This window comes from Streptomyces sp. SID9727 (assembly GCF_010550605.1).
Lineage (GTDB): Bacteria > Actinomycetota > Actinomycetes > Streptomycetales > Streptomycetaceae > Streptomyces.
This window is the reverse complement of the sequence record NZ_JAAGNI010000067.1, coordinates 1-21,253: the sequence shown is the minus strand read 5'-3', so window position 1 is coordinate 21,253 and position 21,253 is coordinate 1. Positions and strand designations below refer to the sequence as shown.

General features: G+C 68.0%; 22 protein-coding genes and 1 pseudogene. 18 read left to right on the top strand and 5 right to left on the bottom strand.

Annotation, left to right across the window (positions count from 1 at the left end):
* Positions 1-694, top strand: a pseudogene (locus G3I41_RS04190) (hypothetical protein); the annotation flags it as partial.
* Between the two features lie 3 nt (positions 695-697).
* Here the strand turns inward: G3I41_RS04190 and G3I41_RS04185 are convergent.
* Positions 698-1,216: a GNAT family N-acetyltransferase gene (locus G3I41_RS04185; RefSeq protein ID WP_164398943.1), complete on the bottom strand. Its 519-nt coding sequence runs from the start codon at positions 1,214-1,216 to the stop codon at positions 698-700.
* Between the two features lie 97 nt (positions 1,217-1,313).
* On the opposite strand from G3I41_RS04185, the gene G3I41_RS04180 reads away from it, so the two are divergent.
* The 3 genes from G3I41_RS04180 (at position 1,314) to G3I41_RS04170 (ending at position 5,546) form a co-directional block, all read left to right on the top strand.
* Positions 1,314-2,597 (top strand): geranylgeranyl reductase family protein, encoded by a 1,284-nt coding sequence (locus G3I41_RS04180; RefSeq protein ID WP_164398942.1) that lies wholly within the window; start codon positions 1,314-1,316, stop codon positions 2,595-2,597.
* Positions 2,598-3,282: 685 nt separating this feature from the next.
* The gene (locus tag G3I41_RS04175) at positions 3,283-4,350 is read left to right on the top strand and encodes a hypothetical protein (protein WP_164398941.1); all 1,068 of its coding nucleotides are present in this window, start codon (positions 3,283-3,285) and stop codon (positions 4,348-4,350) included.
* A gap of 110 nt (positions 4,351-4,460) precedes the next feature.
* Positions 4,461-5,546 carry an IS630 family transposase gene (locus G3I41_RS04170; RefSeq protein ID WP_343242055.1) on the top strand — a complete coding sequence of 362 codons (1,086 nt, stop codon included), beginning with the start codon at positions 4,461-4,463 and terminating at the stop codon, positions 5,544-5,546.
* An 8-nt stretch (positions 5,547-5,554) separates the two neighbouring features.
* On the opposite strand, the gene G3I41_RS04165 is transcribed toward G3I41_RS04170, so the two are convergent.
* Positions 5,555-5,998, bottom strand: coding sequence for a hypothetical protein (locus tag G3I41_RS04165; protein WP_164398940.1), 444 nt, complete (start codon positions 5,996-5,998; stop codon positions 5,555-5,557).
* 134 nt (positions 5,999-6,132) lie between these two features.
* Here G3I41_RS04165 and G3I41_RS04160 point away from each other — a divergent pair, with 134 nt between their 5' ends.
* The 4 genes from G3I41_RS04160 to G3I41_RS37590 are packed head-to-tail and all read left to right on the top strand — an operon-like array spanning position 6,133 to position 7,769.
* Positions 6,133-6,936 carry an IS630 family transposase gene (locus tag G3I41_RS04160; protein WP_343242054.1) on the top strand — a complete coding sequence of 268 codons (804 nt, stop codon included), beginning with the start codon at positions 6,133-6,135 and terminating at the stop codon, positions 6,934-6,936.
* A 50-nt stretch (positions 6,937-6,986) separates the two neighbouring features.
* Positions 6,987-7,259, top strand: a complete 273-nt coding sequence (locus G3I41_RS37600) for a helix-turn-helix transcriptional regulator (RefSeq protein WP_343242053.1) — start codon at positions 6,987-6,989, stop codon at positions 7,257-7,259.
* 37 nt (positions 7,260-7,296) lie between these two features.
* A complete protein-coding gene (locus G3I41_RS37595; protein WP_343242052.1) occupies positions 7,297-7,542 on the top strand; it encodes a Scr1 family TA system antitoxin-like transcriptional regulator in 246 nt (81 codons plus the stop codon).
* Positions 7,491-7,769 carry a Scr1 family TA system antitoxin-like transcriptional regulator gene (locus tag G3I41_RS37590; RefSeq protein WP_343242051.1) on the top strand — a complete coding sequence of 93 codons (279 nt, stop codon included), beginning with the start codon at positions 7,491-7,493 and terminating at the stop codon, positions 7,767-7,769. Before G3I41_RS37595 ends, G3I41_RS37590 begins: the two co-directional genes overlap by 52 nt.
* A 301-nt stretch (positions 7,770-8,070) precedes the next feature.
* On the opposite strand, the gene G3I41_RS04150 is transcribed toward G3I41_RS37590, so the two are convergent.
* Together G3I41_RS04150 and G3I41_RS04145 are read right to left on the bottom strand one after the other, a co-directional pair.
* Positions 8,071-9,072 (bottom strand): alpha/beta hydrolase, encoded by a 1,002-nt coding sequence (locus G3I41_RS04150; protein ID WP_164398939.1) that lies wholly within the window; start codon positions 9,070-9,072, stop codon positions 8,071-8,073.
* Between the two features lie 194 nt (positions 9,073-9,266).
* The gene (locus G3I41_RS04145; protein ID WP_164398938.1) at positions 9,267-10,718 is read right to left on the bottom strand and encodes an amidase; all 1,452 of its coding nucleotides are present in this window, start codon (positions 10,716-10,718) and stop codon (positions 9,267-9,269) included.
* 122 nt (positions 10,719-10,840) lie between these two features.
* On the opposite strand from G3I41_RS04145, the gene G3I41_RS04140 reads away from it, so the two are divergent.
* The 3 genes from G3I41_RS04140 (at position 10,841) to G3I41_RS04130 (ending at position 12,893) form a co-directional block, all read left to right on the top strand.
* On the top strand, positions 10,841-11,464 hold the full coding sequence (locus G3I41_RS04140) for a TetR/AcrR family transcriptional regulator (protein ID WP_164398937.1): 624 nt from the start codon (positions 10,841-10,843) through the stop codon (positions 11,462-11,464).
* A 102-nt stretch (positions 11,465-11,566) separates the two neighbouring features.
* Complete coding sequence (locus G3I41_RS04135; protein WP_239081472.1) at positions 11,567-11,941, top strand: hypothetical protein; 375 nt, start codon at positions 11,567-11,569, stop codon at positions 11,939-11,941.
* 67 nt (positions 11,942-12,008) lie between these two features.
* The gene (locus tag G3I41_RS04130; protein ID WP_239081471.1) at positions 12,009-12,893 is read left to right on the top strand and encodes a class I SAM-dependent methyltransferase; all 885 of its coding nucleotides are present in this window, start codon (positions 12,009-12,011) and stop codon (positions 12,891-12,893) included.
* Positions 12,894-12,935: 42 nt separating this feature from the next.
* Here the strand turns inward: G3I41_RS04130 and G3I41_RS04125 are convergent, their stop codons facing one another.
* Positions 12,936-13,769, bottom strand: coding sequence for a C40 family peptidase (locus tag G3I41_RS04125; RefSeq protein WP_164398936.1), 834 nt, complete (start codon positions 13,767-13,769; stop codon positions 12,936-12,938).
* A gap of 784 nt (positions 13,770-14,553) precedes the next feature.
* Between G3I41_RS04125 and G3I41_RS04120 the strand changes: the two genes are divergently transcribed.
* The 7 genes from G3I41_RS04120 to G3I41_RS04090 form a co-directional block, all read left to right on the top strand.
* Positions 14,554-14,913, top strand: coding sequence for an NADH-quinone oxidoreductase subunit A (locus tag G3I41_RS04120; RefSeq protein WP_003967084.1), 360 nt, complete (start codon positions 14,554-14,556; stop codon positions 14,911-14,913).
* An 18-nt stretch (positions 14,914-14,931) separates the two neighbouring features.
* Complete coding sequence (locus G3I41_RS04115) at positions 14,932-15,486, top strand: NADH-quinone oxidoreductase subunit B (protein WP_073964532.1); 555 nt, start codon at positions 14,932-14,934, stop codon at positions 15,484-15,486.
* Entirely contained in the window at positions 15,483-16,193 is a 711-nt protein-coding gene (locus tag G3I41_RS04110; RefSeq protein ID WP_164398935.1) for an NADH-quinone oxidoreductase subunit C, read from the top strand. Before G3I41_RS04115 ends, G3I41_RS04110 begins: the two co-directional genes overlap by 4 nt.
* Positions 16,193-17,515 carry an NADH-quinone oxidoreductase subunit D gene (locus tag G3I41_RS04105; RefSeq protein ID WP_164398934.1) on the top strand — a complete coding sequence of 441 codons (1,323 nt, stop codon included), beginning with the start codon at positions 16,193-16,195 and terminating at the stop codon, positions 17,513-17,515. The genes G3I41_RS04110 and G3I41_RS04105 overlap by 1 nt, the downstream gene beginning before the upstream one ends.
* A gap of 29 nt (positions 17,516-17,544) precedes the next feature.
* The gene (gene nuoE, locus G3I41_RS04100; RefSeq protein WP_164398944.1) at positions 17,545-18,360 is read left to right on the top strand and encodes an NADH-quinone oxidoreductase subunit NuoE; all 816 of its coding nucleotides are present in this window, start codon (positions 17,545-17,547) and stop codon (positions 18,358-18,360) included.
* Positions 18,360-19,724 (top strand): NADH-quinone oxidoreductase subunit NuoF, encoded by a 1,365-nt coding sequence (nuoF, locus tag G3I41_RS04095; protein ID WP_164398933.1) that lies wholly within the window; start codon positions 18,360-18,362, stop codon positions 19,722-19,724. The genes nuoE and nuoF overlap by 1 nt, the downstream gene beginning before the upstream one ends.
* Positions 19,721-21,253, top strand: a 1,533-nt coding sequence (locus G3I41_RS04090; protein WP_164398932.1) for an NADH-quinone oxidoreductase subunit G, incomplete at its 3' end; no start/stop codon positions are given. The genes nuoF and G3I41_RS04090, both read left to right, overlap by 4 nt.

Genomic DNA, 21,253 nt, shown 5'->3' with positions numbered 1-21,253 from the left:
CGAAGCCGCCGCCCCCGCGCGGCCTCCCGCGCCCCGGCGGCGGGCCGTCCTCGTCTGGGGCGCCACGCTCACCGCCGCCCTGATCCTCGGCGGCGGGGCCACCGCGGGCGCCCTCGCCCTGCTGGACCGCCACGACGACGACCCGGGCACCTCGGAGAGCGACGAGGGCAAGGGCGGCGACCGGGCGACGCCCGCCCAGGACCGGACGCGCGAGGCCACCACCGACCCGGCCGAACCGGTCGTCCCGGACGGGTACGGCATCGTCGCCGACACCGCCGGCTTCGCGCTCGCCCTGCCGGACGACTGGGAGCGGCAGGGCGAGGAGAACCACCAGGTCACCTACGCCAGGTCCCCGGGCGACACCCGCGTGCTGGAGGTCGGCGTCACCGCGGACGCCCCCGCCACCTCGTACGAGAACGCGAAGGCCCTGGAGAAGACCGCGTCGGCCGACCGGCGGAACTACCAGCAGGTCCAGCTGTCGGCCAACACCTTCCAGGGCCGCCCGGGCGCCCGGTGGGAGTACACGTACGAGGACGGGAACGGTCAGCCGGTCCACGCGATCGACCAGCGCTACATCGCCGAGGACGGCACCGAGTACGCCATCCACGTCACCGAACGGGACGTGGACTGGGCCGGTGCCCGCGAGGTCTTCGACACCGCCCTGTCCACCTGGATGCTCAACGACGTCGACTGACCGTCACAGCTCCAGCCGGAAGCACCGCACCTCCTGGCCCGGCAGCGACGGCGTGAAGGTCTCGGCCGGTTCCATGCCGAGGCGCCGGGCCACCGCGGCCGACCGCTCGTTGAGCACGTCGACCGCCGCCACCACCCGTTCCACCCCCGCCGCGCGCAGCCGTTCCAGCGTGAGGCGCGCGGCGGCCGTCGCGTACCCGAGGCCCCAGGCCGGCCGGGCCAGCCGCCAGCCGATCTCGGTCTCGCCCACCGGCCCGTACGCGGTCGGCCCCCACGGCTGCGCTCCGGTGAAGCCGACGACGCGCCCCTCCCCGTCCAGCAGGGTCCACAGGCAGTAGCCCAGTTCGGCGTCGTGCCGGCGCTGACGGGCGGTCCACTCCTCGTACATCGACAGCTCCTCCGGCCGCCCGCCGAAGAACCGCATCACCTCCGGGTCGGCGAAGGCCCGGTGCCAGGCGACGGCGTCCTCGTCGGTCGGGACACGCAGCTGTACGACGGGCGGAGCGGCAGGCGCGATTGACATGGGGCAGCCCTTCGGAGGGTTGATCGACAGGCCCCCATAGACTGCCTTGGACCTGTGCCGCGCGGCACGCGAATTCGAGTCTTCGGGAGAACCGACCGTGACCGAACCCCTGTCCGAACACAGCGCGGACGTCATCGTCGTCGGGGCGGGCCCCGCCGGCTCCACGACCGCGTACTACCTGGCCAAGGCCGGACTCGACGTCCTCCTCCTGGAGAAGACCGCGTTCCCGCGCGAGAAGGTCTGCGGCGACGGGCTCACGCCGCGCGCCACCAAGCAGCTCGTGGCCATGGGCATCGACATCTCCGAAGAGGCGGGCTGGCTGCGCAACAAGGGCCTGCGCATCATCGGCGGCGGCGTCCGGCTCCAGCTGGACTGGCCGGATCTGGCCTCCTACCCGGACTACGGACTCGTCCGCAAGCGCGACGACTTCGACGAGCAGCTGGCCCGGAACGCGCAGAAGGCCGGGGCCCGCCTGTACGAGCGGTGCAACGTCGGCGCCCCGATCACCGACGAGCGCACCGGCCGGATCACCGGGGTGCACGCCAAGCTCGGCGAGGAGAAGACCCCGGTCACCTTCCACGCCCCGCTCGTGGTCGCCGCCGACGGCAACTCCACCCGGCTCTCCCTCGCGATGGGCCTGCACCGCCGCGAGGACCGCCCCATGGGCGTCGCCGTGCGGACGTACTTCACCTCGCCCCGGCACGACGACGACTACCTGGAGTCCTGGCTGGAGCTGTGGGACCGGCGCGGCCCCCAGGAGAAGCTGCTGCCCGGCTACGGCTGGATCTTCGGCATGGGCGACGGCACGTCCAACGTCGGCCTCGGCATCCTCAACTCCTCCTCCGCGTTCAAGGAGCTGGACTGGCGCGAGGTCCTGAAGGCGTGGTGCGCGTCCATGCCGGAGGACTGGGGCTACACCCCGGAGAACATGACGATGCCCATCCGGGGCGCCGCCCTGCCGATGGCCTTCAACCGCCAGCCGCACTACACCAAGGGCCTGCTGCTCGTCGGTGACGCGGGCGGCATGGTCAACCCGTTCAACGGCGAGGGCATCGCGTACGCCATGGAGTCCGGCCAGATCGCGGCCGACGTCATCGTCCAGGCGCACGCCCGCGCGACCCCGGCCCAGCGGGAGCTGGCGCTGAACAACTACCCGAAGGTGCTCAAGGAGACCTACGGCGGCTACTACACGATGGGCCGCGCCTTCGTGAAGCTGATCGGCAACCCGAAGATCATGAAGGTCGCGACCCAGCGCGGCCTGACGCACCCGCTGCTGATGAAGTTCACGCTGAAGATGCTCGCCAACCTCACCGACCCGACGGGCGGCGACGCGATGGACCGCGTCATCAACGGCCTGGCGAAGGTGGCGCCGCGCTCGTAGCGCCCGTACGCGATCCGATCCCGCCGCCCCGGCAGGGGCGGCGGGGTTCTGCCTGATACGTGTGGGAGGTCGGCATGCAGGCGTGTCGGCGCACATGCCTCATGGGGGAGCTGCTCGGTCAGACCTGGGATGCGGGAAGCCAGCCGAGCTCGCGTGCGGCTTGCAGATCCCGGTATGCCTGCGTACGCCCCCCACATGTCCGAGGGCAGACGTCCTCCTCGATCACTCTGCGCATCGATTTCTCGGCCTGCGCCTCCCCTGCGATGCTCGCCGTGTGGTGGATACGGGGGAGGTATTCGACACCCCACTTCCTCCCGGTCCGACGCCGGAGCGCCTTGAGCAGGGTCAGCCGATCACCAGGCCGGGGCCGTGCGCCGGGGGCACACCACGTGCGACGGGACGAACGCCAGGGCCGTCCGGTGCTGGTGGAACGGGGGCTGTTCACCAGGTTCCGCCCCTTCGAGACTGTTTATGCAATGACGCGCATATTGATCCGAAACGCTTTGAGTTCAGGCTCGTTGATGGTGTGTGAGTGATCTGGTGGGGGACTGAGCCGAAGCACGATAGCTGCCACAGAGGCAGATCTGTTGTCACGCGCTCAGTCCGTAAGCGCGTGAGACAACCAGCTGAGCACCGACACTGGTGGGGCGGCGGCCTGTCAGTGGGCGGTGACAAAATCGCCGGTATGGTCTTCGTACGTACCACTCCGCCGCGGCCTGTCGACGTCACTGCGGTCTTTCCCGAGCTGGCTCCGTTGGCGCGTGCGGCGATTCGGCTGCATCCACGTGCCGGGTCGCCCTCGGTGCGGGACAGCTCTGTCGGTGGCCCGCTGCTGTGGCCCGTCGAAGAGCCGTGGCCGCACTGCGAAGCCGCGCACCCCGGCACCGGACGGAGTAGGTCGCCGGCAGAAATACGCCTCGACAGGCGCCGACGAGCCCGACTCCACCATGATCCCCGCGGTCCTCAATCCACGCCGGAGGAGACGGCGATCCAGCACCGCAACGACGCAACGTTCATGGAGCGACTCGAAGCCGGCCCTCCCTGGCCTGCGGAAAGTCCGGTCCCCATGCTGCCCGTCGCCCAGCTATACGTGCGCGATGTCCCCCTCCTGCGGCCGCCCGGGGCAGCCGACATGCTCCAAGTGCTGTGGTGTCCCTACGACCACGAACCGTATGCCAAGCCCGCGACGGCGTTGTTCTGGCGATCCGCAGCCGATGTCAACGACGTCCTGACCCTACCGCCGGACCCGTACGAGGCAGACTGGGACGGCTACGTGCCGGAGCCCTGCCAACTGGCACCAGAAGCGATCACCGAGTATCCCCACAGCCTCGATCTCAGCCCGGAGATGCGGCTGATGGTGGAGGACTGGAGCAGAGGGCAGGCCCCCGACGTCGGCGTGGACAGCTCGAACGCGAGCTATGCGACAGAATTTTATGACTGCAATCTGGCAAACGCTCCCGGCTGGAAGCTCGGCGGCTGGCCCCCGTGGGGCCGCACCGACCCCAACCCCCAATACTGCGAAGTCTGCAATGTGCAGATGGTCCCACTGCTGACCATTGCCTCCTTCGAATGGAACTACGGCAAGCGCGGCTGGGCGCCATACGAGGACGCCCCTGCCGCCCATGCCGCCGGTCATCGCGCCGGCCAGAACCCTGCGCAGCCGACCAAGGTGGAAGTAGGCAGCACGGACAACATGCAGCTCTACGTCTGCCCGACCTCCCCCGAACATCCGCACACCGACCTCATCCAATGAGGTGTCACTCCCCTCTCGTCCCCGGTGACAGAAGTGCTGCCAAGCGTGGGTATGTGACAAGTCACTTGCCTCACTGGTGCCAGTCAGACTGCTCCGCGCAACCCGTTCTCGTGCCTCAACTGGCCCCGCTGGTGACAACTACGGTGCTCTGGCACAGGGACGCGCGGACCTGGTCGCCGGACGCGCAGGAGGCCGTGCGGTTGCTGGCGGTGTCGGCGCTCGTGGAGGGCCGTGACCGGGTGGAGGTTGCGGACCTGTTCAAGGTGTCGGTCAGGGCCGTGGACAACTGGTGGGCGAGGTGGCAGGCCGGAGGGCGGGACGCGCTGCTGTCCCGGCCGCGAGGCCGACGCGCGGGTGAACATCAGGTTCTGTCCGAGGCCGAGCAGGCCGCCGTGCGTCAGGCTGTCCTCGATCACACCCCATCCGGCCTGGGGCTTTCCGGTCAATTGTGGACGCGGGGGCAGATAGGCCGGCTGATCTTCGAGCTGTATGGGGTCCGCTTCACCGAGCCCGGGGTGGGCAAGTACCTCAAGCGCTGGGGGCTGACCTTCCAGCGGCCGGACAAGCGGGCCGTCGAGCAGGATCCGGAAGCCGTTCGAGCGTGGCACGAGGAGACCTGGCCGGCGATCCGGGCCCGGGCGAAGGCCGATGACGGCGAGATCTTGTTCGCCGACCAGGTCGGGATCCGCTCGGACCAGGTCACCGGCCGCACCTGGGGCGTCAAGGGGAGGACCCCGGTGGTCCGCCGCACCGGAAACCGGTTCTCCGTGAACGCGATGTCCGCGATCAGCACCAAGGGCCGGATGCACTTCATGGTCTTCACCGAGTCGTTCGACGCGACAGTCATGTGCCGCTTCCTCGCACGCATCGTCGGACACTTCGACCGGAAGGTCCACCTGATCGTGGACCGGCACTCGGCCCACCGCTCGAAGACCGTCCGGGCCTGGCTCGCCGATCATGAAGACAAGATCGAGCTTCACTTCCTGCCCTCGTACTCACCGGAGCTGAACCCGGACGAACTCGTCAACGCCGATCTCAAACGCAGCCTGCCCCACACCCACCGGGCCAGGAGCCGGACCGAACTCGCCGCCGAGACGCGCAGGTTCTTCCACCGTCGGCAACGCCAACCCCACGTCATCACCGGCTACTTCAAAGCCCCGCACGTCCGCTACATCCTCGACGAGCGAACCCAATGAGTTTCTGATCAGACCTGTTCCGCTTTCAGTCCGTGCTTCCAGTAGGTGAAGTACGGTGTCCTGCCGTCGTCATGGTAAGTTTTAAGGATCACCATGCCGTCCGGGTTTCCGCTCGCGCTGGTGAAGAATTCATAGTTCTTGAAGTTCCAGGCGATCTGCCTGGTGTACGTCGAAACGGCGTTCTCCATGGCGGTGATGTCACCCTGGCTGGCGCCAGATACCAGCTGGAACATTTTCACCAGCTGCATGTGGTGCTTGAGCTGTCTCAGGTAGCTCTGCTTGTTGTCGAAGGTGGTCGGCTGCAGCATGAAGCGGTCCACAAAGCTGTCCACCGAGCCGTTTCCGTCCTCGCCCGACGGGTCGACCTGGAAGGCGGCGTCGTCGACGAGTTTCATCGAGAAGTCGTCGCTGACAATGATGTCGCCAGCGACGACGTCCCTGTAGAGATTCACCCTGCATTCCTCCCGATATGTGGATCCCAGCCACCGCGGCGTCGCGAGCGCGGGCCGTTATCACTACAGGTAATCATGCCATGACGGTGCGTTATTAATCCGACACGGTTTGGGTTTTGGGTCGTTGGACGGGTGTGAGCGATCTGGTGGGGGACGCGCGGCATCTGTCGCCGTCGGCGCAGGAGGCGCTGCGGCTGCGGGCGGTGGCCGCGCTGGTGGCGGGTCGGGCCCGCGAGGACGTGGCCGCGATCTTCGGGGTGTCGTTGAAGGCGGTCGACGGCTGGTGGGCGAAGTGGCAGGCCGGCGGGCGGGAGGCGCTGGTCATGCGTCCTCGCGGCAAACCGGTCGGTGTGCACCAGGTTCTCACGGAGGCCGAACAGGGTGCGTTGCGGCAGGCGGTCCTGGACCACCGGCCCTGTGACGTGGGTCTTTCCGGGCAGTTGTGGACGCGGCGGCTGGTGGGGGAGTTGATCGCGAAGCTGTACCGGGTGCGGCTGACCGAGGTGGGGGTCGGCAAGTACCTCAAGCGGTGGGGCCTGTCCTTCCAGCGCCCGGACAAGCGGGCCGTGGAACAGGACCCGCAGGCCGTGGCGCGTTGGCACGAGGAGACCTGGCCGGAGATCCGCGCGAAGGCGAAGGCCGACGGCGGGGAGATTCTCTTCGCCGACCAGGTCGGCATCCGTTCCGACCAGGTCACCGGCCGCACCTGGGGCGAGAAGGGCAAGACACCCGTCGTACGACGGACCGGCAACCGGTTCTCGGTGAACGCCATGTCGGCGATCAGCACAAAGGGCCGGATGCACTTCATGGTCTTCACCGAGACCTTCACCGCCGAGGTGATGTGCCGCTTCCGCCAGCGCCAGCCACACATCGTCCACGGCTACTTCGGAGGGCCGCACGTCCGGTACGTCCTGGACGAGAACCCCATGAGTTTCTGATCAATATCGAGCCTGATGAGCTGGACCGGTCGGGACGCGAACTCGCGGCCATGCTCAAGCACCTTCGCAAGCAAGCCGGACTCTCAGGGGTCCGGCTTGCGGCGCGTTGCAACATGTCTCAATCCAAGATCAGCCGAATTGAGAGCAACAAGGGACGCCCATCCCTCCTGGATGTCGAGCAGATCCTTCGGGGTCTCGATGCTCCTTCCGCTGTCTCGGCCGAAGTGATGGCCATAGCCCGCATCGCACAGGCAGAGTGGCAGGACGGAAGGACGCTCCGAAGGAAGGGTCTGGACAAGAAGCAGTTGCAAGGCCGGACTTGAGGCGTCCTCCAAGGAGTTCCGATACTTCCTACTCTCCATGGTCACCGGGCTCCTGGCGACGCCTGAATACGTTCGCGCCAGTCTGGCCCAGGCGCCCCCGGAGCAGCAGGTGAAAGCCGTAGCAATGAAACTGGACCGGCAAAAGGTTCTGTTTGATCGCTCCAAAAAGTTCACGTTCATCCTCACCGGGCAAGCTGTCAGATACCCGCTGGTCCCCCTCACGAGTTGGCCATGCAGATTGACCGACTTGCATCCTTCACTCGCCAGCCAAATATTCAATTGAGTGTAATTCCGATGGGAGTTCACTTTACTTCCGGGGCCTTGACCACCTTCACCATCTATGACGACACGTTAGCAACGGCTGAACTGGATCTGGGTGCCACTGTATTTCGCGACATCCGCGATGTGCAGGACTTGATCACTCGGTTCGCCTCGTATGAGGAGCATGCCATTTTCGGAGATGGTGCCAGGGAGTGTCTGGAATCCTGGGCCGAGGACTGCCGCAGGTGATCTTTAATCAACGACGTCAATATTTCGTCGGATCGCTCGGCAACTCGGGGATCATCTCTCCCGTCACGCATCACCGGAGGCGTGACGGCATGGCAGCGCCGGCGAGATCGTGGGAGCGCGTAGCTCCCTGAGCCCGCGCCTCCATCACCCGAGCGCGACCACGTGAAGGGAACCACTGAGCTGCGTCCAACCACCCGTCAGGTTGGAAACAGCTCCTTGACCAAGCGAGTGGATAGTGCCCCTGATCTGCAACGATGTGGTGTACTCAGAGTCTTGTCAGCCGCACGGGTAGAGGCACTCGTCAGGTGAGTGAGCGTATCGGTGGTACCCGAGTGTCCGTGCCGAGGCTGGACGCAGCGAAGCGGGCTTCCTGGTCGGGGCGGGAGTCGTACTTCTCGGCGGTCCCGAGGTGGGTGTCGAACCAGTCGATCGCGACCGTACAAGAGAGTTCGAACTGCTGGATGTAGGACATGAAGTGGTCGCCGTCCGTGAGGACGAGCTTCTTCGGTTCGCGGGCGCGGTTGAAGCCGTCGAGGGCAATGTCGGCGGGGGCGACGTCGTCGCCCTTGGCCACGAGCATCAGCAGGGGGGTGGGGGCGATGCGGGAGATCCACTGACCGGGCTCGTAGGCACGGGCGCGACGGCTGGATTGAAGGGTCACCTCATTCGTCCACATGTCGTCCGGTGCCCGGTGCAGGTAGAAGTCGGCCGCCCTCTTCTGTGGGTAGGCCGCCGGGGAGCCAGGGCTCGTATCGGTGTCGACGAAGGGGACGTAGACGGGCGGCTTGCCGGCCAGCTGGTCGCGTTCGTCTTGGTGGAAGCGCTCTTCCAGGGCGCGTACCTCGTGGGGCGGGACGCGGCGCAGTGCGGTCTCGTAGCCGCTGACGGTGGGGGCCTGGGCGTAAACGGCTTTGATGCGGCGGTCGGTGGCGCCGAGGACCAGGGCGTGGCCACCGGCGTAGCTGAACCCCCAGATGCCGATACGCTGTTCGTCGATTTCCCCGCGTGTGCCGAGGTAGGTGATCGCCCATCGCCAGTCCGCGATCTGCTGGTAGGGGTCGATGTCCTGGCGAGGTGTGCCGCCGCTGTCGCCGAAGCTGCGATGGTCGTGGAGGAGAACCGCGTAGCCGGCCTCGCTGAAGCGGCGGGCTATGTGCTCGATGCTGTGATGGCGGGTGCCGCCGAAACCGTGGGCCATGGTGATGGCCGGCAACGGCTTCTCGGCGTTCTCGGGAAGGAACAGCCAGGCGGCCAGTTCGATGCCGTCGGGCAGGGGAATACGCACATCGATGCGCTCAACCATGGCGGACACTCCTTCAATGGTCTCTGTTCATGCGTCGTGATGTCACGGCCGCTCAGGTCTGACTGAGCGTCGAGATCGGCATACCCGCGTCGCCTCGGCATCGAGGACATCCGCCCCGTGCGCCGCGAGAGTTTTCGGTCCTGTGACCGGCAAGAATTCGCCGATGTCTCTCTGTAGCGAGCCAGGAGCGTTCTTCAGCGGCCTGGACGGTTCCCTGCCCATACCGAGGGGATTCGGCCTGACCACGGACTCGCCTGTTCAAGCTGTCCGGCGAGGCGGAAGAGCCGGCCTTCGAGGCCATATCCGGCGGCGAACTGCATACCGACCGGGAGCCCCGTCCCGGCGTCGGCCGTCACGGGTACAGACATGGCGGGCGTGCCCGCAACGTTGAACGGCATGGTGAACGGCGACAGGTCATTGATGCGCTCGATCCAGCCGAGGCCGTCCAGTGTCTCCGCACCCTCCGTATGAGTGCCCAGAGAAAGGGGAGGCTCCGGCAGGGTTGGCGTGAGGAGGATGTCGTACTCGTCGAAGTACCTCCCCAGGCTTCGGGCCACTCGGTTCCGCATCGCGAGAGCGGTGTGGAATTGCGCGCCGCCGACCCGCTGCCCGTAGTGGTAGCCGGCGAGGGTCGCCGGCTCAAGGGTCGAGAAGTCGATGGGACGGCCGAAGGCGGCGGCCAACCCGTCAACCAGGGTGGTGAGGTTCACTGTCATGAGTCGAGCATTGGCCAGGACGAATTCCTCCCAGTCGGCGCCGAGGTCGATCTCAACCTCCTCCACCTGGTGGCCGAGGGATTCAAGCAACCGCACGGTGCAGGAGAGGGCGTCTGCCACCGGGACGGAAGTGCGGCGTCCCCCCCACGCCTGGGCGAGGACACCGATGCGCAACGAGCCCGGATGACGGGTGACTTCTTCCGCGTACGGCCGTGACGGCTGCTGGGCGAAGTAGGGGTCGCCCGATTCCGGGCCGCGTATCTGGTCGAGCAGTACCGCACTGTCGCGTACGGTGCGGCTGACGCTGCCGTGCACGGCCAGGCCGTTGAAGACCTCGTCGACGTCGGGCCCCATGGACACCCGGCCACGGGTGGGCTTGATCCCGAACAGGCCGTTGTAGGCGGCAGGGATACGGAGCGATCCGGCGGCGTCGGTGCCATGGGCGACCGAGACCACCCCAGCGGCGACAGCGGCGGCCGCGCCCCCACTGGAACCGCCCGCGCTGCGCTCCAGGTCCCACGGGTTGCGGGTCGCGCCATACAACACTGACTCCGTGGAGATGCCATAGGCCATCTCCGGCGTCGCGGTGCGCCCGAACGTCACGAGGCCCGCGCGCCGGAAGCGCCGCATCAGCGAGGAGTCGGCGCCGGCGACGTTACCGGCCGCCAGCCGGCTTCCCAGCTCCATCCGCCTGCCGGCCATGGCCACCGCAATGTCCTTGATCAGAAAGGGGACGCCGGCCAGGGGTGCGCTGCCGGGGACGGGCTCGTCGTCGGTCAGCCAGGTCTCCACGACGGCGTTGATCCGCGGATCAACTGCATGTGCAGCCTCGCGCGCGGCTGCCTCCAGCTCGGCGGGGAGCACCTCGCCCGTAGCAACCAGCTCCGCCAGCCCGACCGCGTCGAAGCTCACGTACTCAGAAACTTTCACTGCCACTCCCTGACAAGAACGATACCTTCGAGTTCCGCACGATACTCTACGGTATCGAAGGGGTCTGGCTGGTACCGTAGGGCGTTGTGGACCGCACGATCGACCGGAGTGACGGAGTAGCCATGGCATCGACCCTCAGAAGGCCAAGCAGAGTGGCGAAGCTGCCGCCTCGTGAGCGCATTCTCGACGCGGCCGAAGAGCTCTTCCAGAGGGAAGGGATCCGGCAGGTGGGGGTCCAGGCAATCGCCGACAAGGCCGAGACGACCAAGATGGCGATCTACCGGCACTTCGAGACCAAGGACGCGCTGGTCGCGGAGTGGTTGCGGATCGTCGCCGCGGACTATCAGGCGGCCTTCGACCGCGTGGAAACCGAATACCCCGACCGACCCGAGGAGCAGATTCTGGGCCTGGCCCGCTTCATCGCCGAGGGGCTGCCGGCGATCTCACACAGGGGCTGCCCGTTCATCAACTCTCTCGCCGAGCTGCCCGACCGCCTCCATCCGGCACGGCAAGTGATCGAAGACCACAAGGCCCACCAAGCCCGCAGGCTGATCGGCATGTGCACCAAGGCCCAGATGCCCGACCCCGCACAGGCCGCGGCCGAGATCACCTTCGTACTCGAAGGGGCGCAGGTCAGCACACAGAACGGAAGCATCGATGAGACGGGAGACCGCCTGATGAAGATCGTCGAGGGAATCGTGAACCGGCACCGCTCCCGCCTCGGCGCACACAGGGCGGCTGACTGACCGCCCGACTGACCGCCCGAACTGACGGCAACTGCGGTACAGGTCCGAGACCCTCGGAACTGCGTCCCCGCCCAGGTGTGGGACCGGGAAATCCGACTCATCATGCGGGACCACGCCATGGAGCGCGACCTCGCTGAGCGCACCTTCGGCCAGGCCGTCGCCTACTTGGTGACCTCGGCCGAGTGCCCCGAGATCCGCATGGGCCCCTCTCCTGCCGTGGATCTGGGTGTCCACTCGTTTGTGCTCGACTCGATGAACTACATGGCGTTCTGCGACCAGCACGCGGGACGCTACATCCACCACGTTCCGCATCTGCCCGGCGAGGGTACGCAGGGGCCGCCCACTTTGGGGGACACGGCCAAGGCCATCAGGACCAGCGGCTTCGAGATCGACCCGGAGCTGTGGACCATGGAGGACGCCGCCGACTGCTCCCAGTGTCACGCCGGATGCACGGACAGCCCCAACAGCGGGAAGTAACACCGCACGGTCTGGGCCAACTCGCCTCGGGAACGAGGCGAGTTGGCGCCATGAGGGAAGGTTGTGCATGGAGGTCGTCGAAGCCTGGGAGCGATACGCCCAAGGGCGGATGCCACGGAGGGACGCCAACGCCTCCGGGGCCGCGACGTGGTTGAACTGGACGCAGTACCCCGACCACGGGCCCGACGAATCGATCCTGGGAGAGTTGCACGGCCGGACCGTTCTGGAGCTGGGCTGCGGTACGGGCTGCAACCTTGCCCACCTCACCACACTCGGGGCCGACTGCACCGGCGTGGACATCGCGCCCAGCCAGCACGAGAAGGCCGTGGCCCGATGGGGTCGCCTTCCCGGCCTGACCTTTCACACGGCAGAGGTGACCGACTACCTGACCCACTCCGAGGGCTCCTTCGATGCGGTCCTGTCCATCTTCGGACCCGTCTGGTTCACGGACCCCGAACAGCTTCTTCTCCTGATTCACAAGAGGCTCTCCCTTGGTGGCGTCCTGGCCTTCTCCCACAAGCCCCCAGCGGCAGGCACTCAGTGTGTCGGCACTCTGAGAGAGGCCAGGGCAGTGACGAGGTGGGACTGCAGCCCGGAGGAGTGGTCGAGGCTTCTGGCCTCTTCCGGGTACTCGAACCCCAGAGCCGAGGTCATCCCTCCCCCTGAAGGAGAAGACGTAGGAACCGTGCCTTCACGGGAGCGGGCCGGGACGAGCGACTGGGGCCGTCGGGTGTACGGCACGGCCGTCCCGCGCTCAGTGAGTGGTACGGGCGTTGTTCGCGCCCCGGTTCACAAGCGCGGGCGGCCGGTGTCCGGCCGGTTCGCGATGTCCGTGGCGGCCGGCGGGGTGGTGGCGCCTTTCCGTGATTCCGTGGAAGCGGGCCACGGGGCGGATACTGCGGGAAACACCGCAGGGCCGTCGCTCCCGAGCGGGGGAGCGGCGGCCCTGTGAAATGCGCCGAGGCGCTTGTGAATCCGTGAACGCGGACGGGTCCTAGAGGACGCGGACCGCGCCGGTCGGCATGTCGTAGTCCAGCGGGCGCTGCACGACACCGGTGGAGGAGTTCTGCGCACCGACGAACTGGCCGCCGCCCACGTAGATCCCGACGTGGTACGCGCTGCCCGCGCCGCCCCAGTACAGGATGTCGCCGGGCTGGAGGTTGCTCAGCGAGACCTGGGTGCCGGCGGTCGACTGGCTCTGCGAGACGCGCGGCAGGTCGACGCCCACCGTGCGGAACGCGGCCTGGACCAGGCCCGAGCAGTCCCACGAGTTCGGGCCGGTGCCGCCGGACACGTACGCGTCGCCGACCTGCGCCTGGGCGAACGCGACGACGGAGGCCGCGGAGCCGGTGGCGTTGGAGGAGTACGAGGTCGTGGCGGCGCTGGTGGAGCCGGACGACGAGGAGCCGGTGCTCTTCTGGAGCGTGGTGCGCGCGGCGTCGCGGGAGGCGCGCTCGGCGGCCTCCGCCTTGGCCTTGGCGGCCGCCGCGGCCTTCTTCTTGGCCTCGGCCTTGCGGACGGCCTCGGCCTTGGCCTTCTTGGCGTCCTTGGCGGCGCTGCTGGCCGCCGCGTCCTCCTGGGCCTGCGTCTCCAGGTCCAGGGCGACCTGCTGCGTCGCCTCTGCGGAGGCGGCGACGGTGGTGGAGAGTCCCGCCGTGATGGTGGGCATCTCGATCGTCTGGGTCACCGGTTCGGCCTGGGCCGGGCCCGCGGCACCCGCGACCGCGATGGTGCTGAGGACGCCACCGGCAACTCCGGCACGCAGCGCCGTCGTCGAGGCGTTCCGGCGGGGCTTCCGGTGGCTGGGTATGAGAGCGGTGTGGGACATGGGTACTAGCGCTATCAGGGCGTGCGGGGTCCCATCAAGAAACGTGTGTTGCGACACAGTTACGTCCGGAATCTGTGAATCCGCTTTCTGAGGGCCCTTATTGACGCCGTAACGGGCAAAACGGGCACTCGTGATCATGGCTGTGATCATGGGTTTTCTGCAATACGCCCGAATTGCCCGCCGCTTACCACCCGTTCACGCAGTTGGCCAAGCCCGCTTCTATAACGGCTGGTGCGGAGTGACGCAGCTCACAGTGTGGTCGTGCTGTGACGGGCATACGAGGGTCCGGCACGGGCGGCGGCGGTCCGCGTCCACTCCGTTCCGCGTGAACCCCCGCGCGAGTGACCCCCTTCCGGCCCTCGCGCCCGGTCACTCCATCCGGTCACCCCATCGGGCCGCCCCGTCCGGTCGCCGCGGCCTCAGAGGGGGACGGATCCCTTTATCACCCACTCGTGTCCATCGCCAATTTTGCGCGCAGCGCCGCGGCTTGATAGTGCGACACCCTTGTGACCAGCGATAACGGCACCAGATGTCACCTCTCGTGATCACTCGGCCGCTTCGTGTACGAAGATCACCGCTCATCCGACTTCATGATCGTTCGTCAGGTGGTGGAGATCACAAAGACGTTGGTGACCCCCGTGTCGCAGATCACAGGACGGCGGGCATAGGATGCGGGGCAGTCGGGCTTGTGAACTGCCTCACATGTGCACGATCTTGGTGAGGCGGGGAGCCGGTTCGCCCGATGCGGTCCAACGGTCAAGGACGACTGGAAGGAGCGAGGAGCGTGAATGCCTACGCGCCCATCCTCGTGCTCGGCGCCCTCGGGGCAGGGTTTGCGATCTTCTCCGTGGTCATGGCCACGCTTATCGGCCCCAAGCGGTACAACCGGGCAAAGCTCGAAGCGTACGAGTGCGGTATCGAACCGACACCCACGCCCGCCGGAGGCGGTCGCTTTCCCATCAAGTACTACCTGACGGCGATGCTTTTCATCGTCTTCGACATCGAGATCGTCTTCCTCTATCCCTGGGCGGTCAGCTTCGACGCCCTGGGGATCTTCGGGCTCGTGGAGATGCTGCTCTTCGTGCTCACCGTCTTCGTCGCCTACGCGTATGTGTGGCGGCGCGGCGGTCTGGAATGGGACTGAGGGGCTGAGGGGCACACCATGGGACTCGAAGAGAAGCTGCCGAGCGGCTTCGTTCTGACCACCGTCGAGCAGGCGGCCGGCTGGGTGCGGAAGTCCTCCGTCTTCCCGGCGACCTTCGGCCTCGCCTGTTGCGCCATCGAGATGATGACCACCGGGGCGGGCCGTTACGACCTGGCCCGTTTCGGCATGGAGGTCTTCCGCGGCTCGCCGCGGCAGGCGGACCTGATGATCGTGGCAGGGCGGGTGAGCCAGAAGATGGCGCCCGTCCTGCGGCAGGTCTACGACCAGATGCCGAACCCCAAGTGGGTCATCTCCATGGGCGTTTGCGCGTCATCGGGCGGAATGTTCAACAATTACGCCATTGTTCAGGGTGTTGATCACATTGTCCCGGTTGATATCTACTTGCCGGGCTGCCCGCCGCGGCCCGAGATGCTGATGGACGCGATCCTCAAGCTGCACCAGAAGATCCAGGGCTCCAAGCTCGGGGTCAACGCCGAGGAAGCCGCCCGCGAGGCGGAGGAAGCGGCGCTCAACGCCCTGCCCCTCATCGAGATGAAGGGGCTCCTGCGATGAGCGACGAGCACAACGGCTCGGCCGTTCCCGCCCCGCGCGACGAGCACGGCGAGGTCATCGGCGTACGGAAGGGCATGTTCGGCGCCAACAACGGCGGCGACACCTCCGGCTACGGCGGACTCGTCCGCACGATCGCCCTCCCCGGCGCCACCTCCCGCCCCTACGGCGGCTGGTTCGACGAGGTCGCCGACGAGCTCGAAGGCGCCCTGGAGGAGCAGGACCTCCTCCCGGAGAACGCCATCGAGAAGACGGTGGTCGACCGGGAGGAACTCACCTTCCACATCGCCCGCGAGCACCTGGTCACCGTCGCCAGGACCCTGCGCGACGACCCGGCGCTCCGCTTCGAGCTGTGCACCGGCGTCAGCGGCGTCCACTTCCCCGGCGACAAGGGCCGCGAGCTGCACGCGGTCTACCACCTGCGCTCGCTCACCCACGGCCGGCTGATCCGCCTCGAGGTCTCCACGCCGGACGACGACCGGCACCTGCCCTCGCTGGTCCCGGTCTACCCGACCAACGACTGGCACGAGCGCGAGGCGTACGACTTCTTCGGGCTCGTCTTCGACGGGCACCCCGCCCTCACCCGGATCATGATGCCGGACGACTGGCAGGGCTTCCCGCAGCGCAAGGACTACCCGCTCGGCGGCATCCCCGTCGAGTACAAGGGCGCCCAGATCCCGGCTCCGGACCAGCGGAGGTCGTACTCCTGATGACCACTCCCCACGCAACGCCCCGCGCCACGACCGAGGGGACCGTATACACGGTCACCGGCGGCGACTGGGACGAGATCGTCGAGAACGCCGCCGCCTCCGACGACGAGCGCATCATCGTCAACATGGGCCCGCAGCACCCGTCCACGCACGGCGTGCTCCGGCTCATCCTGGAGATCGACGGCGAGACCGTCACCGAGGCCCGCTGCGGCATCGGCTACCTCCACACCGGCATCGAGAAGAACCTCGAATTCCGCAGCTGGACGCAGGGCACCACCTTCGTCACGCGCATGGACTACCTGACGCCGTTCTTCAACGAGACGGCCTACTGCCTGGGCGTCGAGAAGCTGCTCGGCATCGAGGACCAGATCCCCGACCGGGCCACCGTCCTGCGGGTGCTCCTGATGGAGCTCAACCGGCTCTCCTCGCACCTGGTGTGCATCGCCACCGGCGGCATGGAGCTCGGCGCCACCACGATCATGATCTACGGCTTCCGCGACCGGGAGCTGGTGCTCGACCTCTTCGAGCTGATCACCGGGCTCCGCATGAACCACGCGTTCGTCCGCCCCGGCGGCCTCGCCCAGGACCTGCCGCCGGGCGCGGTCGACCAGCTGCGCGCGTTCGTGAAGACCATGAAGAAGAACCTGCCGGAGTACGACGCGCTCGCCACCGGCAACCCCATCTTCAAGGCCCGCATGCGGGACGTCGGCTACCTCGACCTCACCGGCTGCATGGCCCTCGGCGCCACCGGACCGATCCTGCGCTCGGCGGGCCTCCCGCACGACCTGCGCAAGACCGACCCGTACTGCGGCTACGAGACCTACGACTTCGAGGTCCCCACCGCCGACAGCTGCGACGCCTACGGGCGCTTCCTCATCCGCCTGGAGGAGATGCGCCAGTCGCTGCGGATCATCGAGCAGTGCATCGACCGGCTCGAACCCGGACCGGTCATGGTCGCCGACAAGAAGATCGCCTGGCCCGCGCAGCTCGCGCTCGGCCCGGACGGCCTGGGCAACTCGCTGGACCACATCAAGAAGATCATGGGCACCTCCATGGAGGCCCTGATCCACCACTTCAAGCTGGTGACCGAGGGCTTCCGGGTCCCCGTCGGACAGGCGTACACCGCCGTCGAGTCGCCCAAGGGCGAACTCGGCGTGCACGTCGTCTCGGACGGCGGGACCCGCCCCTACCGGGTCCACTTCCGGGACCCGTCCTTCACCAACCTCCAGGCCATGGCGGCGATGTGCGAGGGCGGCCAGGTCGCCGACGTCATCGTCGCCGTCGCATCCATCGACCCCGTGATGGGAGGCGTCGACCGGTGACCGAAGCACGTCAGGAAGTCAGTCTGGGGATGCCGCAGCTCCCCGCCCCCGCCTACCCGGCCGAGGTGCGCGCCAGGCTCGAAGCGGATGCGAAGGAGGTGATCGCCCGCTACCCCGGCAGCCGCTCCGCGCTGCTGCCGCTGCTGCACCTCGTGCAGTCCGAGGAGGGGTACGTCTCGCGTACGGGCATGGCCTTCTGCGCCGAGATGCTCGGCCTCACCACCGCCGAGGTCACCGCGGTCGCCACCTTCTACACGATGTACCGGCGCAAGCCGAGCGGCGACTACCAGGTCGGCGTCTGCACCAACACGCTCTGCGCGGTGATGGGCGGCGACGCGATCTTCGACCGGCTCAAGGAGCACCTCGGCGTCGGCAACGACGAGACGACCGAGGACGGCAAGGTCACCCTCGAACACATCGAGTGCAACGCCGCCTGCGACTTCGCGCCCGTCGTGATGGTCAACTGGGAGTTCTTCGACAACCAGACCCCGGAGAGCGCGACGCAGCTGGTCGACGACCTCATCGCCGGCCGCACCGTCGAACCCACCCGCGGCGCGCCCCTGTGCACGTACAAGGAGACCGCGCGCATCCTGGCCGGCTTCCCCGACGAGCGCCCCGGCGCCGTCGCGGCCACCGGCGGCGCCGGCCACGCCTCGCTCATCGGACTCAAGCTGGCCAAGGGCGAGGCCGCACCGCAGGCCCGCGTGGTCGGCCCGCGCGGCGAGGCGCCCAGCGACCAGCCGCAGAAGGGCGCCGAGCACCTCAGCTCCCACGACGCGCCGCAGCAGACCTCGGCATCCGACCCGGACCACCCGGCCGGACCCGCGGCCGAGGAGGGGGAGTGATGACGTTGGCCACCGAGCTCGATCACAACGGGACCAGCCCCGAGAAGCTGCTCGCGCCCGTCCTGTCCGCCTTCTGGGACCAGCCGGAATCCTGGACCCTGGACACCTACCGCCGCCACGAGGGCTACGAGGGACTGCGCAAGGCCCTCGCCATGTCCCCGGACGACCTCATCGCGTACGTCAAGGACTCCGGTCTGCGCGGACGCGGCGGCGCCGGCTTCCCCACCGGGATGAAGTGGCAGTTCATCCCGCAGGGCGACGGCAAGCCCCACTATCTCGTGGTCAACGCCGACGAGTCGGAGCCGGGGACCTGCAAGGACATCCCGCTCCTCTTCGCCAACCCGCACAGCCTCATCGAGGGCATCGTGATCGCCTGTTACGCGATCCGGTCGTCGCACGCGTTCATCTACCTGCGCGGCGAGGTCGTCCCCGTACTGCGCAGGCTGCACGAGGCCGTCCGAGAGGCGTACGAGGCGGGCTACCTCGGCACCGACATCATGGGCTCCGGGCTCGACCTCGAACTCACGGTGCACGCGGGCGCCGGTGCGTACATCTGTGGTGAGGAAACGGCGCTGCTCGACTCTCTCGAAGGACGCCGTGGCCAGCCCCGGCTGCGTCCCCCCTTCCCCGCGGTCGCCGGTCTGTACGCCTGCCCCACTGTGGTGAACAACGTCGAGTCCATCGCCTCGGTTCCCGCGATCCTCAACAAGGGCAAGGACTGGTTCAAGTCGATGGGCAGCGAGAAGTCCCCGGGCTTCACGCTCTACTCGCTCAGCGGCCATGTCGCGGGCCCCGGCCAGTACGAGGCGCCGCTCGGCATCACGCTGCGCCAGCTCCTCGACATGAGCGGCGGCATGCGCCCCGGCCACCGCCTCAAGTTCTGGACCCCCGGCGGCTCCTCCACGCCGATGTTCACCGACGAACACCTCGACGTGCCCCTCGACTACGAGGGCGTCGGCGCGGCCGGGTCCATGCTCGGCACCAAGGCGCTCCAGTGCTTCGACGAGACGACCTGCGTGGTGCGGGCCGTCACCCGCTGGACCGAGTTCTACGCCCACGAGTCCTGCGGCAAGTGCACCCCGTGCCGCGAGGGCACCTACTGGCTCGTTCAGCTGCTCCGCGACATCGAGGCCGGCAAGGGCCGGATGTCCGACCTCGACAAGCTCAACGACATCGCCGACAACATCAACGGCAAGTCGTTCTGCGCCCTCGGCGACGGCGCCGCCTCGCCGATCTTCTCCTCGCTGAAGTACTTCCGCGAGGAGTACGAGCAGCACATCACCGGCAAGGGCTGCCCCTTCGATCCCGCCAAATCGACCCTCTGGGCCGACGACAAGAACGCTCACCAGGGGGTGAACGCATGACAGTCACCACGAGTGCGCCCTCCGGGGGCGGCGAAGCGGCGATCCCGCCCGAGGACCTCGTCACGCTGACCATCGACGGCATCGAGATCAGCGTGCCCAAGGGCACCCTGGTCATCCGCGCCGCCGAACTCCTCGGCATCGAGATCCCGCGCTTCTGCGACCATCCCCTCCTCGACCCGGCCGGCGCCTGCCGCCAGTGCATCGTCGAGGTCGAGGGCCAGCGCAAGCCGATGGCCTCCTGCACCATCACCTGCACCGACGGCATGGTCGTCAAGTCGCAGATCACCTCGCCCGTCGCCGACAAGGCGCAGCGCGGTGTGATGGAGCTGCTGCTCATCAACCACCCACTGGACTGCCCGGTCTGCGACAAGGGCGGCGAGTGCCCGCTCCAGAACCAGGCGATGTCGCACGGCGACCCGGACTCCCGCTTCGAGGGCAGGAAGCGGACGTACGAGAAGCCCGTGCCGATCTCCACCCAGGTGCTGCTGGACCGCGAGCGGTGCGTGCTCTGCGCGCGCTGCACCCGGTTCTCCAACCAGGTCGCCGGCGACCCGATGATCGAGCTGATCGAGCGCGGCGCGCTCCAGCAGGTCGGCATCGGCGAGGGCGACCCGTTCCAGTCGTACTTCTCCGGGAACACGATCCAGATCTGCCCGGTCGGGGCACTGACCTCGGCGGCGTACCGGTTCCGCTCCCGCCCCTTCGACCTGGTGTCGACGCCCTCCGTGTGCGAGCACTGCTCCGGCGGCTGCGCCACCCGCACCGACCACCGGCGCGGCAAGGTCATGCGCCGCCTCGCGGCCAACGACCCCGAGGTCAACGAGGAGTGGCTCTGCGACAAGGGCCGCTTCGGCTTCCGCTACGCCCAGCAGCGCGACCGCCTCACCACCCCGCTCGTCCGGGGCGAGTCGGGCGCGCTGGAACCGGCGAGCTGGCCCGAGGCGCTGGCCGTCGCGGCCGAGGGCCTGTCCGCCGCGCGCGGCCGGACCGGCGTCCTCACCGGCGGCCGGCTGACCGTCGAGGACGCCTACGCGTACAGCAAGTTCGCCCGGGTCGCCCTGGACACCAACGACATCGACTTCCGGGCCCGGGTCCACAGCGACGAGGAGGCCGACTTCCTGGCCGCGCGCGTCGCCGGGCGCGGCAAGGACCTGGACGGGTCCGGTGTCACGTACACCTCGCTGGAGAAGGCCCCGGCCGTGCTGCTGGTCGGGTTCGAGTCGGAGGAGGAGGCCCCCGGGGTCTTCCTGCGGCTGCGCAAGGCCCACCGCAAGCACGGCCTGCGCACCTTCTCCGTCGCCTCGCACGCCACCCGGGGCCTGGTGAAGGCGGGCGGCGCACTGCTTCCCGCCGCACCCGGCACCGAGACCGAGTGGCTGGACGCCATCGCGGGCGGTGTCGGCCTGGAGGGTGAGGGCGCCGCCGCGGCCGAGGCGCTGCGCGGCGAGGGCGCGCTGATCGTGGTCGGCGAACGGCTGGCCGGGGTGCCCGGCGGGCTGACCGCCGCGGTCCGGGCCGCGACCGCGACC

What these genes read in the sequence shown, in the direction of transcription:
- G3I41_RS04185 (WP_164398943.1), bottom strand. Translation starts at nt 1,216, where the DNA reads ATGTCAATCGCGCCTGCCGCTCCGCCCGTCGTACAGCTGCGTGTCCCG.
- G3I41_RS04175 (WP_164398941.1), top strand. Translation starts at nt 3,283, where the DNA reads ATGGTCTTCGTACGTACCACTCCGCCGCGGCCTGTCGACGTCACTGCG.
- G3I41_RS37600 (WP_343242053.1), top strand. Translation starts at nt 6,987, where the DNA reads ATGCTCAAGCACCTTCGCAAGCAAGCCGGACTCTCAGGGGTCCGGCTT.
- G3I41_RS37595 (WP_343242052.1), top strand. Translation starts at nt 7,297, where the DNA reads ATGGTCACCGGGCTCCTGGCGACGCCTGAATACGTTCGCGCCAGTCTG.
- G3I41_RS37590 (WP_343242051.1), top strand. Translation starts at nt 7,491, where the DNA reads ATGCAGATTGACCGACTTGCATCCTTCACTCGCCAGCCAAATATTCAA.
- G3I41_RS04150 (WP_164398939.1), bottom strand. Translation starts at nt 9,072, where the DNA reads ATGGTTGAGCGCATCGATGTGCGTATTCCCCTGCCCGACGGCATCGAA.
- G3I41_RS04140 (WP_164398937.1), top strand. Translation starts at nt 10,841, where the DNA reads ATGGCATCGACCCTCAGAAGGCCAAGCAGAGTGGCGAAGCTGCCGCCT.
- G3I41_RS04135 (WP_239081472.1), top strand. Translation starts at nt 11,567, where the DNA reads ATGCGGGACCACGCCATGGAGCGCGACCTCGCTGAGCGCACCTTCGGC.
- G3I41_RS04130 (WP_239081471.1), top strand. Translation starts at nt 12,009, where the DNA reads ATGGAGGTCGTCGAAGCCTGGGAGCGATACGCCCAAGGGCGGATGCCA.
- G3I41_RS04125 (WP_164398936.1), bottom strand. Translation starts at nt 13,769, where the DNA reads ATGTCCCACACCGCTCTCATACCCAGCCACCGGAAGCCCCGCCGGAAC.
- G3I41_RS04115 (WP_073964532.1), top strand. Translation starts at nt 14,932, where the DNA reads ATGGGACTCGAAGAGAAGCTGCCGAGCGGCTTCGTTCTGACCACCGTC.
- G3I41_RS04110 (WP_164398935.1), top strand. Translation starts at nt 15,483, where the DNA reads ATGAGCGACGAGCACAACGGCTCGGCCGTTCCCGCCCCGCGCGACGAG.
- G3I41_RS04105 (WP_164398934.1), top strand. Translation starts at nt 16,193, where the DNA reads ATGACCACTCCCCACGCAACGCCCCGCGCCACGACCGAGGGGACCGTA.
- nuoE (WP_164398944.1), top strand. Translation starts at nt 17,545, where the DNA reads ATGCCGCAGCTCCCCGCCCCCGCCTACCCGGCCGAGGTGCGCGCCAGG.
- nuoF (WP_164398933.1), top strand. Translation starts at nt 18,360, where the DNA reads ATGACGTTGGCCACCGAGCTCGATCACAACGGGACCAGCCCCGAGAAG.